This window comes from Euzebyella marina (genome assembly GCF_014855515.1).
Classification (GTDB): Bacteria; Bacteroidota; Bacteroidia; order Flavobacteriales; family Flavobacteriaceae; genus Euzebyella; species Euzebyella marina.
This window is the reverse complement of record NZ_JACYFK010000003.1, coordinates 199,202-213,391: the sequence shown is the minus strand read 5'-3', so window position 1 is coordinate 213,391 and position 14,190 is coordinate 199,202. Positions and strand designations below refer to the sequence as shown.

The 14,190-nt window shown below is 40.5% G+C and carries 10 protein-coding genes; 1 reads left to right on the top strand and 9 read right to left on the bottom strand.

Annotated features, from left to right (window positions below):
• The first annotated feature begins 31 nt into the window (after window positions 1–31).
• Entirely contained in the window at window positions 32–3,451 is a 3,420-nt protein-coding gene (locus IL356_RS13855) for a HEAT repeat domain-containing protein (RefSeq protein WP_121848165.1), read from the top strand.
• Here IL356_RS13855 and IL356_RS13850 read toward each other — a convergent pair.
• The 9 genes from IL356_RS13850 to IL356_RS13810 all read right to left on the bottom strand — a co-directional run bounded on the left by IL356_RS13850 (window position 3,446) and on the right by IL356_RS13810 (window position 14,189).
• Window positions 3,446–4,387: an NAD(P)H-dependent flavin oxidoreductase gene (locus IL356_RS13850; protein WP_121850641.1), complete on the bottom strand. Its 942-nt coding sequence runs from the start codon at window positions 4,385–4,387 to the stop codon at window positions 3,446–3,448. The two genes, IL356_RS13855 and IL356_RS13850, sit on opposite strands and share 6 nt — an antisense overlap.
• Before the next feature lie 112 nt (window positions 4,388–4,499).
• The gene (gene mnmA / locus IL356_RS13845; RefSeq protein ID WP_121848164.1) at window positions 4,500–5,690 is read right to left on the bottom strand and encodes a tRNA 2-thiouridine(34) synthase MnmA; all 1,191 of its coding nucleotides are present in this window, start codon (window positions 5,688–5,690) and stop codon (window positions 4,500–4,502) included.
• Window positions 5,691–5,959: 269 nt separating this feature from the next.
• Window positions 5,960–7,102 carry a DUF3800 domain-containing protein gene (locus IL356_RS13840; protein WP_121848163.1) on the bottom strand — a complete coding sequence of 381 codons (1,143 nt, stop codon included), beginning with the start codon at window positions 7,100–7,102 and terminating at the stop codon, window positions 5,960–5,962.
• 224 nt (window positions 7,103–7,326) lie between these two features.
• Window positions 7,327–8,385: a S1 family peptidase gene (locus tag IL356_RS13835; protein WP_121848162.1), complete on the bottom strand. Its 1,059-nt coding sequence runs from the start codon at window positions 8,383–8,385 to the stop codon at window positions 7,327–7,329.
• A gap of 435 nt (window positions 8,386–8,820) precedes the next feature.
• Window positions 8,821–9,312, bottom strand: coding sequence for a YybH family protein (locus IL356_RS13830; protein WP_121848161.1), 492 nt, complete (start codon window positions 9,310–9,312; stop codon window positions 8,821–8,823).
• 102 nt (window positions 9,313–9,414) lie between these two features.
• Window positions 9,415–10,089: a hypothetical protein gene (locus IL356_RS13825; protein WP_121848160.1), complete on the bottom strand. Its 675-nt coding sequence runs from the start codon at window positions 10,087–10,089 to the stop codon at window positions 9,415–9,417.
• Between the two features lie 339 nt (window positions 10,090–10,428).
• On the bottom strand, window positions 10,429–11,121 hold the full coding sequence (locus tag IL356_RS13820; RefSeq protein WP_121848159.1) for a hypothetical protein: 693 nt from the start codon (window positions 11,119–11,121) through the stop codon (window positions 10,429–10,431).
• A 351-nt stretch (window positions 11,122–11,472) separates the two neighbouring features.
• Window positions 11,473–12,435 (bottom strand): amidohydrolase family protein, encoded by a 963-nt coding sequence (locus IL356_RS13815; RefSeq protein ID WP_121848158.1) that lies wholly within the window; start codon window positions 12,433–12,435, stop codon window positions 11,473–11,475.
• 296 nt (window positions 12,436–12,731) lie between these two features.
• Window positions 12,732–14,189 carry a serine hydrolase domain-containing protein gene (locus IL356_RS13810; RefSeq protein ID WP_121848157.1) on the bottom strand — a complete coding sequence of 486 codons (1,458 nt, stop codon included), beginning with the start codon at window positions 14,187–14,189 and terminating at the stop codon, window positions 12,732–12,734.
• Window position 14,190 lies beyond the last annotated feature (1 nt).

Genomic DNA, 14,190 nt, shown 5'->3' with positions numbered 1-14,190 from the left:
GCTAGCAATAATCCATACCAAATTATAACCAATGACAGTTACTTCAAGACTCAACTATCTACTACCCTTTGCCCTATCATTTGTCATTTTAGCCTCCTGTGACTCCGAACCCAAAAAGCCGAAAGAAACGCCCTTGGTGGTGCGTGAGGACTCTTTGACCGAAGTTTCACGGGCGAAGGAAATACTGGAAAGTATCTCCCCTCAAGTAGCCGAAGGGCTAGAACTGAGCCTCTGGGCTTCCGACTCTCTGGCGCCCGACCCGATTGCCATGCAAATGGACAAATACGGCAGGGTCTACCTCACCAGAACCAACAGACAGAAAAACTCTGAATTCGATATCAGGGGCTATCGCGATTGGATGACTCCTTCCATTTCTTGGGAGTCTCCCGAAGACCGTAGGGCCTTTTTACACAAGACCTTTGCTCCTGAAAACAGTGAAGAAAATGAATGGCTTAAAGACCTAAACGGCGATGGTAGCCATGACTGGAAAGATTTGGCAGTTGAAAAAGAAGAAGTTTGGATGCTTGAGGACAGTAACGGCAATGGCGTTGCGGATAAGGCCACCAGAATTCTAGAGGATTTTCATGATGAAATTACCGACGTAGCGGGTGCCCTTCTCGTGAGGGATGAAGATGTATTTGTAGGTGTAGGCCCTGATATGTGGCGATTGACCGACACGAACGACGATTTGATTTTGGATGAAAAGACCTCGTTGGCCAACGGTTTTGCCGTTCATATCGGTTTTGGCGGCCATGGTATGTCAGGTGCCACTGAAGGCCCCGATGGAAAAATTTATTGGGGTATCGGCGATATCGGTGCCAATATCACCACGGTAGATGGCGAAAAGCATAAATACCCTAACCAAGGGGTAATCGTTCGATCCAACCCCGACGGAAGTAACTTTGAGATTTTCGCTCACGGACTTCGAAATACGCACGAGTTCGTTTTCGATGCCTATGGTAATATCATTTCTGCCGATAACGATGGCGACCACGCCGGTGAAAGCGAACGCCTCGTTCATATCGTAGAAGGTTCCGATGCAGGTTGGCGAGCCAACTGGCAGTACGGTAAGTACACCGACGGCAAGAACAATGGTTATAATGTTTGGATGGATGAAAAGCTGTACGTTCCACGATGGGAAGGTCAGGCGGCGCACATCATCCCTCCTATTCAAAACTTTCATAACGGACCAACGGGTATGTTGTACAACCCAGGTACGGCCTTGGGCAAAAACTGGTTGGACAAATTTTTTCTTGTGGAATTCGTAGGTAACCCCGACCGATCTCACATCTGGGCATTCGACCTTCAACCAAAAGGAGCCTCTTTTGAATTGAAGAGCGATGAAAGTATTCTAAGCGGTGTGCTTCCTACCGGTATTCAATTCGGACCTGACGGTGCGCTTTACGTAGCCGACTGGATCAATGGGTGGAATACCAAAAACTATGGTCGTGTTTGGAAATTGGACGTTTCCAGCGGAAAAGACGACTTGGAAAAAGAAAGAAAGGAAACCGAAAGGTTGATGACCCTTGACTATGCCGAACAGTCCAATGCCCAGTTAAAAGATTTGCTTTCCTATTCCGATATGAGAATACGCAAGCGCGCACAGTTTCAATTAGTGAAAAATGGCTCTGATGGTTTCGAGGTCCTAAAAGAGACCGCTTTAAAAGGTCAAGATCAATTTGCCCGTATACACGCTATTTGGGGTATCGGTCAAAAAGCTGCTGAGGATTTGGGCAATGCCAAGGTTTTGGTCGATTTGCTTTCCGATAGCGATGCCGAGATCATTGCTCAGGCATTAAAAGTTTTAGGGGACGTAAAATACACCGACCCCGCCGACACCTATGTTGAACTGCTCAAGAACGATAACCCTAGAGTGAAGTTTTTTGCAGCGCAGGCCATTGGTAGAATCAAGTATGAAAAGGCCGTACAGCCCTTGTTAGATATGATTGTGGCCAACGATGACGAAGATGTATATCTGAGGCATGCCGCGGTTTTGGCCTTGACCAGAATCGGTAAGGCCGATCCTTTGGTTGCCTTGGCCGGTAATGAAGACAAAAGCTTACGTATTGCCGCCGTTTTGGTATTAAGAGCATTACAAGATGCCCAAGTTCAAGAGTTCTTGAACGACGAAGATGAATTTGTAGCTACTGAGGCCGCCCGTGCCATCAATGATGACTGGTCGATCAAGGAAGCATTGCCTGCTCTGGCCAACATGCTGAACTCAAAAGATTTCACCTCTGAGCCGTTGCAAAGAAGGGCCATTAATGCCGCTCTTCGCGTGGGCGGGGATAAAGAATTGGAAAATTTGATCGCTTTTGCCAAACGCCAAGACGTATCGAGCACGTTGCGTGGGGAAGCCTTGGCCGCTATCGGTATGTGGGCAGAACCTTCTGTTCTAGACCGTGTCGACGGCCGATTCAGAGGTGAAGTGAAGAGGGATGTTGAAGGAGTAAAGACCAAGATTGACAAAGATATTCCTGATTTTATAGAAGATAGAAACCCAGAAATATTGATAGGTATTACCAAGACCTTGGCCAATTTGGGTATCGACAGTCAGAACACCCGTCTTTTCAATATTATGAAGACGCACAAGTCGCCCGAGGTACGTTCCGAAATATTAAAGGCCCTTGGTGAACTTCAGTTCGACAATATCGAAGGCGCGATGCAATTGGGTATGCGCGATAAAGAACCGATGGTCAGAACGACCGCTGTTGGCTTGATTCCGCAATTGGAAATTTCGAAGGAAAACCTACCTAATGTGGTCAAGCCTATCTTTAAAAGCGGTTCGGTACGCGAACAACAACGTATGCTCAGTGTTTTAGGGGAACTTCCTGAGGAAAAGAGTGGTGATGTACTCGCCGGCCTTATCGCCGATGCCAAGTCCAACCGATTGAATGAAAGTGTTATTCTTGATTTGGTGGAAGCCGTTGAGGCGACCGAATCATCCGCGTTGATTGCCCAGTTGGAAGAAATAAAAGGGGATGGCAATTCGGTGGAAGCCTATAAAGAAACCTTGGTCGGTGGTAACCGTCGAGATGGCTACCGCGTGTTCAACAACAACCCGACGGCCCAATGTACCCGATGCCATGCCATTGGTGGTGCCGGTGGTACCGTAGGCCCACCACTTGAAAATATCGGAAACACCCTGACCAGAGAACAGATTTTAGAATCGCTCATCGAGCCTAGTGCCCGTTTGGCACCTGGTTATGGTAGTGTGTCCCTGACCTTAAAAGACGGACAGAAAGTCAACGGAATTTTGGAGGAGGAAAATGAGCACGAGCTTATTTTAAGAACCAATCAGGCCGAACCTTTAGAAGTGCCTCTTTCGAGAATATCAAAAAGGGAAAATATGCCTTCGGCCATGCCTGCCATGGGTAAATTGATTACCAAAAGAGAATTAAGAGATCTTATCGAATTTCTTGCGGAACTAAAGCAAGAACCGAACTCATAAGTTAGCGGCCTCCTTTTTGGCCAAGTTAAATTCTGACATCAAATCGGCAACTATGTCCGCTGCCGGTTTGATGTCATGTATTATAGCGGAAACCTGACCGATTTCCAATTCACCTTCTTCCATATTGCCTTCGAACATACCCAGTTTGGCCCTACCCCTACCCAATAACGATTTTAATTGCTCCACTGAAGCTCCTTGTGCATAGGCCTCTTGCACATCGTTGTAAAACTTGTTTTTGATCAACCGCACGGGTGCCAATTCCTTTAAGGTAAGATGGGTAGCCCCTTCTCCTGCTTCTACTACGCTCCTTTTGAACAGTTCGTGCGATGAGGCTTCGTTACTGGCTACAAAACGTGTACCTACCTGTACCCCATCGGCACCGAGAATCATGGCGGCCAGCATGGCCCTTCCGGTAGCGATACCACCGGCAGCGATCAGGGGAATCTCGATTTGTTCCTTAACGGCCGGAATAAGTGCCAAGGTGGTGGTCTCATCCCTACCATTATGGCCTCCGGCTTCGAAACCTTCGGCTACGATGGCATCAACCCCGGCTTCCTGGGCCTTGAGGGCAAACTTGACACTGCTAACCACATGAACGACCTTAATACCTTTTTCCTGTAAAACGGACGTCCATGTTTTCGGGTTTCCGGCAGAAGTAAAAACAATCTTCACTCCCATTTCCATGATAATATCCATCAATCGGTCGATATCGGGATACAGCATGGGCACATTCACGCCAAAAGGCTTATCGGTTGCTTTTTGACATTTATAAATATGCTCGCGCAATACTTCTGGGTACATGCTTCCGGCACCCAGAACGCCCAATCCACCGGCATTGGAAACCGCGGAAGCCAATCGCCAACCGCTGGCCCAAATCATTCCGGCCTGCACGATCGGATATTCAATTTCAAATAGTTCGGTGATTTTATTGGGCATGGGCATATGTTTTATTTAAGTCAAATAAATGGTCAGGTCGAGCGGAGTCGAGACCTCATCCAACTGTGAAACAATGTCCTCTCGCCTGCGCTCAAGGTGTCATCGTTACTCCTTAAGCAATCACCCCCGAACCCAAAAGCTCGTCGCCTTGGTACCAGGCCACAAACTGCCCTTCGGTAATGGCCGATTGCTTTTCCTCAAAGTCAACATAGAGTCCGCCATCGATTTTATACAGGGTTGCTTTTTGCAAGGGCTGACGGTAGCGAATGCGGGCCATCACCTCCATTTGCTCATCGGGTTGCAAGGCCAAATCGGTACGCACCCAATGCAGCTCGTCATCGGATACAAAAAGAGTTTTACGGTACAGCCCTGGGTGTGCCTTGCCCTGCCCCGTATAGATGACGTTCTCATCAACATCGGTCTCGATGACAAAAAGCGGTTCTTTGGTTCCGCCGACATCCAAGCCTTTGCGCTGCCCTTTGGTAAAATAATGGGCACCTTGGTGCTCGCCCACCACTTTGCCATCTTCTAAATGATAGATAGGTTTGGTAGCGTTAAAGGCCAACTCGGCCTCTTTGGATGCAAATGGGGGAACCTCCCTACTGTACTGCGACACATCGGAAGGCACCTCAACAATCACCCCTTTTTTGGGCTTTAGTTTCTGTTGCAAAAACTCGGGAAGGCGTACCTTACCGATAAAGCACAGGCCTTGAGAATCTTTTTTATCGGCGGTGATCAAACCGTTTTCAGCAGCAATTTGGCGTACCTCCGGTTTGGTCAGCTCCCCAATCGGGAACAAAGTTTTCGACAGTTGCTCTTGCGACAATTGGCAAAGAAAGTACGACTGGTCTTTGTTGCCGTCTACGCCCGCCAAAAGGCTGTATATTTCCTTTCCGTTGGCATCAACGGAAGTGGACTTGCGACAGTAGTGGCCCGTAGCCACATAATCGGCCCCCAATTGCAAGGCTATTTTTAGAAAGACATCAAATTTTATTTCGCGGTTACAGAGCACATCAGGGTTGGGGGTTCTTCCCTTTTCATACTCGGCGAACATATAATCGACAATACGTTCTTTGTACTGATCGCTTAAATCTACAGTTTGAAAAGGAATGCCCAACTTCTCGGCCACGATCAATGCGTCGTTGCTATCTTCCAACCACGGGCATTCTTCGGAAATGGTCACGGAATCATCATGCCAGTTCTTCATAAACAGACCAATGACCTCATAGCCCTGCTCCTTTAACAGATAGGCCGTTACGCTGGAATCGACCCCACCGGAAAGCCCTACCACTACCTTTTTCATTACGTTTTATTTAGCGTACAAAATTAGTGATTCTTGGGGAATATTTAGAGGGTTTGGACCGGGATGACTTGGGGTTCACCTTTAGGTGTCCGAGCGAAGCGACCGATGAATATCTGAAAAACTGTTGGAATGATATGAATCATTGTGCATCGGTCTCGTGTATGAGTAGTAGCGGATTTTATGCACTAGCTTTTCGGATTATAACTGACCTTTATTTTATATGTTTTGAATCGTTTTATCACTTTCGCCCCAATTGTTTATAGCCAATGTTAGCGTACGTTATTTATTAGTTCTTTTAGTTTTTCAAATTCCTTTTCGTTCAGAATGTCGTATTCGTTTGTCGTAGCCAAAAGAATAGCATTCCTACATTCCTCAATCCGTCTCAAAACAGGAAATACAATACTCTTTCCGTGTTTTATAAACTTTTTCATATCGTGAGCCGAAGTTGGAATTTTATATCCATCTCTACTACTTGCAATCAACAATCCATTGTCTCTTAAATGTCCAATTATTTTAGAACTAAATTGTTCTTTACTCAAATCCTTTTGTCTGTTTACATTCAGATGCTTAATAAATTCAGCAGATGTAGTATATTTCTTTGGATGATTTGATTGATGGTAAAGCAAGAGTAGTTTTGCAAAATTTAAACGGTCAAGGTTATCTTGACTATTACCAGTTGTTTTGTCTATGTAGTCAAAAACTCTATTTAGTCCTAAAGTTGCAATCGTATCATCATATTCGTTAAATGTCTCTTCTTCATTGAATTCCTCTGATTTATATTCTTTGGGGAATTGATTGAGACTTATAAGCTTATCAGATAAAATTTCTGCAAATTCAGATGACTTGTCCGACTTTTTATTTTCATCAAAAATATAGCCAAGTGTGCCAGCCATAAAATCAGCAAGTTGAACTCCTAAATCATTATGACTTTTTTTAATGTTGAATTCAGAACCCGTAAATAGATTTCGGATGTGATTTTTCTCTACATACTTTTTAAAACTTCTCATAAAATCATTTCCACCGTGTTCGTCAACTTTCAATTCGAGTTGTGGAAATGTTCTGTATAGTTCCTTGTAAAGTATTCCGTTTAAGAATTTGTAAAAAGATTGTTTAAATTTAAAGCCTTCTCCAAACAGTTTCCTTTTGTCTATAACAACGGCATAAACTGAAAAATTAATTGATTGAAGTTCCTTTAGTATTAAGATTCTCCTTTTGTGATTGTACTTGACCTTACTTGATTTAATTTCTCCAGTTTGAAAGTATTTTTTTCTGATTGATTCAAGCTGTTCTTGGATTTCTGGCAACTCATCCTGATTCATTATAACACTTGCAATAATGAAATGGCTACCTTGATTTTCAAAATCAAAGGAATTATTTCCAAATTCGTCTGCAAATGCTATTACTCTCTTCATTTGGTTTTAATGTACGCTAACGGTCTCGGCTATGGCAAGTAGGGCAGGCAAGGAAACTTTTCGTTTCCGTCTGCGCTAGTAGCCAAAGCTTTTTGTTTTGTTTTTATCTTTTTCATATTAAAAGCCAAATCCAAAAGATTTGGCGGACTTGGCAAGCACGCCAAAGCCATTAAATTTAGAACTTTATGCCCTATTTGCTATAGGTATTGTTGGCAATAGTTATTTTATAATAGTCCAATTACATCAACGGGAATTAGTCCATGCTTTTCAGTCTGATTTGCTTGAGACATTTTTTCCGCTCCCGTAACAGCTATTCCAATAACTTTATTTTCTCCATTAATTGCAGGACCTCCACTATTGCCAGAAATTAGTGGTGTATTAACCAAAACATGCCTTATACTGGAGTATGTCCTAAAACCCACAATAAGGCCGGGACAAAATATTCCATTATCACCTATGTTATAATTTGGAAAGCCTGCCACAGCAATATGCTCCATCTGTTTTAAGTTATCGGTTGAGCCAATTTCTAACCCTTCACTTAAAAATCTTTTATCAGCCTTCAGAATTGCTACGTCAATTGTAGAGTTATATCTTTCAACTATAGGGTCAAACTTATTTACAAAGTCCTTGCCCCTAAATAACTTCAAATCTTCTAATAATTTGCCTGTACTTTCATCCCTAATGCAGTGATCACAAGTTATAATTCCCACTCCTTTTAAGTGAAAGGCTGTTCCTTGAAGCATCCCACTCTCACTTTCTATTACATATATATTGTCTAAAATGGTTGTGGTATCATAAGTTGGCGGGGTAGGTATTGCATCTTTGACCCGCTTAGTGTTCATCTCCAAAACCTTAGGGACAACTATATTATTTAACCAGTCAATAATATTTTCTGTGATATGTGGCCAACAAAGTTTTGTTTCATTTTTCTCTCCGACGTATGTGAACAAATCAAATGCATATCCTTCATTTTTAAGTATTTCGAAAGATTGGCCGAATGTAGGAAAAGGATTTTGTAAGTAAACTTTTTTTGCCAATTCTATGATACGTTGCTCTTTTAGTTCTCCGCAAACAGGAATTTGACCACTAGTATCTTTTATTTGAAGACAAAAAAAATCGTTGTCTCCAAAAGAATTGCTTGTGTATCCAATCTTAAATGGAAAAAACTCGGAGTATTCTGGAATTTGCTCTTTTATTACTTCTTTAATGTGTCCAACAATCGACATTCCTGCCGTACTGATGTTTTCTTTCAAATCCCATTCTTGGACGTATTTTCCAGTCATATTGAAGTAGCATTTGTAATTATTGCCAACATCTAGATATCTTGAACTTCACAATACCTATGTATCTGTATATTACTATTTAATAAATCTAAAATTTTGATGTTTCGTACATCAAATTAAGCAGCATACCATCATACACTTGCTCATTTGATATGTTTTGGGGGAGAGTTTTAATCAAAAAGATTAAAACCTAAATATAGCTAAAATCTTATTGGTAGACACCTAAATTCTATTACAGTTAATTAAAATGAAAGGTTACCAACAACAGACGTTTTAGGGTAACTGAGTCGAGCTTAAAACAGGGTGTTTTGGGTTTTGGGCTTGATGTAATTTCTAAAATAATCTTACTAAAAAAGCCCCATAGGGGGCTAACAATCTTCAATTTTGGAACTGACTAGGGTGTATGAAACGACTACTTATGTTCAAAGGTTTTTTTTAGTCTCTTAACTTATTGTGTGCTTGGCTTATCATATGATTGATACAAACCCAATTACCATCGATTAATTTATAAACTCTTAAATGATTTATTATTCTATCATCCATTGGACTTCCATCAGGCCATTTTTGTCCGGTTCTTACATTTATTGAACGTGCTAGGGCAATTTCTTTACTAGGAAATGTGATATCAGGTTTCTGATAGTTGTTTTTACCTGCCATAACAAAATCAAGACCAAAGATGGTATCCAAAAGACCACGAAGTTCTTCTTTGCCATGCCTTCTATCTCCGAATGCATTCGTCCAATCTATATCTTCCGAATATCCCTGAAGCACCACTTCTAAATTTTTTGTTTCCCAGCCCTTATCAGAATCATCAATTAATTTTTTGATTACCTCCAAGTCGCTAGAACGGTTAGCAATTTTATTGTCTTGATCACAAGAAATCATAATAATTAAAATTACCGAGAGTAAGAGAAGGGTTCTTTTCATTTTTCTACTTTTTGTTTCTTAATGTTCACAGCGGTTTTGGCTATTCGCAAGTCTCCATGGGCATTGCCTTGAAATCGTATTATACAAGGGAATTCGTTATTGTTAGGATCCGATTTCCGATCTATCCAATGAAAGTTTAGTATAAAATATGCCTAAAGACAAAGGGACCAAGAAACATGCGATGGCAAATATCACAACTGATGTAATTCCGAGAACTGCTAAAACTAAAGAGCTTATCAATATAACTAACATGATAATGGCCAACCCACGTGATACAATACCCTGTTTGCTAAAACCTTGTTGAAAATAGATGATGCATACGCTCAACTGAAATAAAGCTCCCACATTAAATAGATATAGAGGCGTTCCGCGTATAGTTTCGAACAAATAAGGTTGGTCATCGATCACCTTCAGGGCATTAAAATAGCTTCCAAGGCTGATGGCGAATGAGACTATTAGCAATGCGCTACCTATAAGATATATGGACCAAAAGAAACTTGATGGAAACCACCCAATTTTTTTAGTATCCTTTATAAGAAGTATGGATGCAATTGCCAGAAAAACATTTCCGAATAAAGCCCAATTCCAAATTGAACTCATTTCATTCCAATTCTTGAATAGAAATTTTCCTGCTTCATAATCTGTTCTTTTTATCTCTACGATTAGTGAAGCCCAACCCGCATTTACTTCAAGTAATATGCACATTATAGTAGTTAAGGCACCTAGAATCAGTAGAATGCCCCCATACCGAATTTCAGCTCTAGTTTGATATTCCATTTTTAATGTTATTGGTTATTCATACGCACGTCAATACTTAGATATCTGAAAAAACCAAACACCTAAATAATTGAACTACAATATTTAAGAAATATAAAGTTTCAATAATCTGTTTATCATGCTGAGCTTGATGCAATCGTACTTGAGGGATTGATATGCCGGGGGAGAAATTTTAACCTTTGAGAGTAAAGGTATATAATATAATGGTTAACAGCTACTTACATTTCAAAAAATCTAAGAATGGTGATAAAAGGGCAACCCATGATACTTACTTTATGCTATAATTGCGAGCGTGGTTAAAATGTGGTGTAGATTGTCTCCCCAAAAGATTTTCTAAACTTATGAATTGACCAATGGTCGAAGGAAATCTGCTAATATTTGAAAAGGAATTCCTAGAACAAACTGAAATAGTATATAAATAAGAAGCCCTATCCAGCTCGCTTTAAAAACTCTTCGATACGCCATTAGGTCATACAGAAATAGTAACGAAAAGGGAATTAAATAAATAACTACTAGCGCATTGAACATTTCTAACCCTAGAAAACTATAAAATCGAAGAATGCCTGCACCACTTAAAATAATGATACTCATTAAGTAATAGCGTTTATGGTAATGTGCGTTGTAGCGGTATTTATAACCGAGAGCTACATAGATTATTCCCATCAGCATTAGTGCCAATTCGCTACCCATAAAGGCATATGGGGCAGGTTCAAAGGAAAGCGGTTTGCGCAGCAACACCACGTAGATACCCGTTATAAAAATCAAAATAATCAACGGAACCGAGATGTTGCCCAACTTCATATGTAACCTTTTCTTATGAAGCATGATCAATAAGACCTGAAAGAAAAAAAGGAAATACCAGGCAGCCCCTAGCGTTCCATGAATGATGGCCCGTACAGGAATCTCTCCACCATTGGAAATAATTTTGGTTGAAGAGTATCCAAAACCTATGAAAGCTGTGCCTAAATAATACACGGCCATCACCGAAAAAAAGTAATGATCGGCTTTTTTAGTTGGAATGGTCTCTATCATCTTATCCGATTTTGTGGTTATTATGTATGACTATCAAAAAACAGACAGGAAGGACGCCCTACTTGCTTGTTTAAAATTCGGTATGTATGAAGGGGAACTTGCGTGTATGGCCGTTCAAAGAATGCCACTTTGTTAATAAAATACTTGATTTTACTAGAGGGGAAAGAGTTTTAATCTTGAAGATTAAATTCTAAATATAGCTAAAATCTTACGGTTAAGCACGTTTACTTATCTACTTTTACTTAAAGATGAGGTTTTACCAGCAACCTACGTTTTAGGGTAACTGTGGTGGGGGGTATTAATGGGGTGATCAAGGGGCTGTGCAAAGGTTACCGTTGTTGTGAGCAATATTTATCTTGATTTTAATTCTTTTATTTTTTCTTCCGATAAATTCAAAAATTCCGCAGCATTATCGAAGAAAATATCTTCTTTTTGCTCTAAAGTCAGAAAATCAGCTGAATTTACCGCATCCACTGCAATATCAATTGTCTCTGGCCAAACCATTTGGTCGGTTCCAAACATTATTCTATTACCAAACCCAGAATCTACTAATCCTTTCAGGAAGTTGCGAAGCTCTTCTTTTGGTAATATCCAATCTATTGCGGCAATGTCTAAATACAATTGAGGATGGGCATATAACATAGCTTTCATATCATCCAAATAAGGCCAGCCACCGTGCATTACGTATACTTTTAGTTTGGGATGACTCACAAGTACTTCTTCGAGTTGTTTTGGGTTGGCATTTCTTACCCTAACTCTGTCCTTTCCCATATAATAAATTCCTCCAGGTGGTCCACCAGGCATAATGTGAAATCCAACAGGAAGATTTTGTTCCTCTGCTAAATCAAAAAAAGGTTTTTGACTATCATCATCTGCTGTTATTCCGCCATAGAATGGATTAAGTTCTCCAATCGCGGAAAGATTTCCATTTTCAGCCATTTTCCTTAAACTGTCCAAAGGCATATTTCTACCACTGATAAGAATTTTGTCTGGTGCGTCCTCAAACCATATTTGTCCATCCGAAGTTAAAGCGAGAACTATATTGTGCTTTTCAAATTTCTTGAAGGTTTCTGCTTTTTGTTCTTCAGGTGTCTTAACTCCCTTGTAAGTCTCATTTTTTAGTGGATTAGGGTGGTCCATTCCGAACATCATTCCGCCTATTTGTTCATTATAAGCATGAATATGCATATCTATAATAGGTCCCGTATAAAGTTCAATTACTATTTCTGTTTCACTTGCAGCATTCTGCGTTTCATTTTTGCAACTATGAATAGCAAAACAGAAAACAAATAATGTAAAGATTTTAATTTTCATATGGTTGGGTTTTATTGCTCACAACACATAGATATCTTTAACTTCATTATATCTATATATCTGTATATTACTATTCTAAAAATCTAGAATTTTGGTGTTTTGTATATCAAAACAAGAAAGATACAATCATGTTCTAGCCTATTCGATATGATGGGGGAGAGATTTAATCAAAATGATCTAAGCCTAAATATAGGTAAAATCTTATTGGTAGCCGTTGGACTTAATTTACACGTAATTTGAAATAGCAACTAACGTTCTGGAATCTGTGGGTCGACTTAAAAGGGGCGTTTGGGGTTCTATTCACTTAACTTCTTGATCATATTTTTTGCATGATTCATCAATCGTTCTCTACCTACAGGGTTCATGTCTACAACCTTTTTATAGTACTCTATGGCCAACTCATTTTTATCTTCAGCCTTGTAAGCGTAGTATTGACCTAAACCATAATACCCACCAAAGAAATCTGGGTATTCAACGGTAATCGTTTCAAATATCATTTTTGCCTTCTCAGGCTCACTATTAAAATAGCTGAAGCCTAAGCCAACAAGCCCATCTTCAGAAATATCGTAGTCATTGCTATTGACCTTTATTTCTTTCAGTTTGGTGGCCACATTTTCTATTCCATGCTCTTCCACTTCTCTTCTAAGTACTATCTCGGCAGGCATAGGTAGTCTACCGTTAGAGAAATGGCTCGCCAAAAACAGCGCTTTTCGTTGGAGTCCACCTAAATTTCCATTATTGGTAAAAATGGCAACGGTAAGTCGTTCCGAAGGTATTCTCATGGTAGTGTTCAGAAAACCGATGGTACTACCCCCATGAGCCAAGTATTTTATTCCTTTTATTTCTTCTATTTGCCAACCAAAACCATAGCCTTTTCCATCAGTTGTACCATTTTCGTCCCAATTTGAAAAGGCATCTTGTAGTAAGTCTTCTCTGATTAGGGTTTCGGTATACAAAGCCTTATCCCATTTGGCGTAATCACTTACCGAGGAGTAAATTCCTCCATCCCCCTGAATGGCAGACCAAATATTTTGGTCTTTCTTCTCAAAATTATTTTCCTTCACTTTATAGCCATACGCCCGGTTCTTGATTTGCGAATCGCTCAGGTATACGGTGCTGTTGGTCATGCCTAACTTTTCAAAAATCGCTTCGGTCATAAACTCTTTAAAGGTTTTGCCTGAAACCCTTTCAATGATCATGGCCAAAACAGCATACCCAGAATTGCTATATCTAAATTGGGTATTCGCAGGGAACAAAAGACTGTCTTGCGCCATAAGTAAATTGAGCACTTCTTTATCGACCAGTTGCTTTTCTGAATCTTCTGGATAGAGTTTGGCGTAATCTTGTAATCCCGAGCGATGCGTGAGTAAATTTTTTATGGTAATCTCTTGACCATACTCAGGAAATTCAGGAATTACCTCTGTAAGTTTGGTCTCATAGTTCAGCTTGCCTTGATCGATTAAAATTAGAACACCCATGGCGGTGAACTGCTTGGTTACCGAGGCAAGTCTATAATTGGTTTCGCAATTGGCAATAGTCTTATTTTCCAGATGGGCGTATCCGAAACTTTGACAAGCCAACATTTCCCCATCTTTTATGACTACAAAACTGGCACTTGGTTTTTCACCTGTGTAGTTACGAAACAGAAAATTTATGAGCTCTTGATCAACCTCACTTTTTTTGACCACTGCTTCGGAAGGCTTACAAGCACCGATGATGATTAAGAGAAATACTACTACATAGCTATTTTTCATT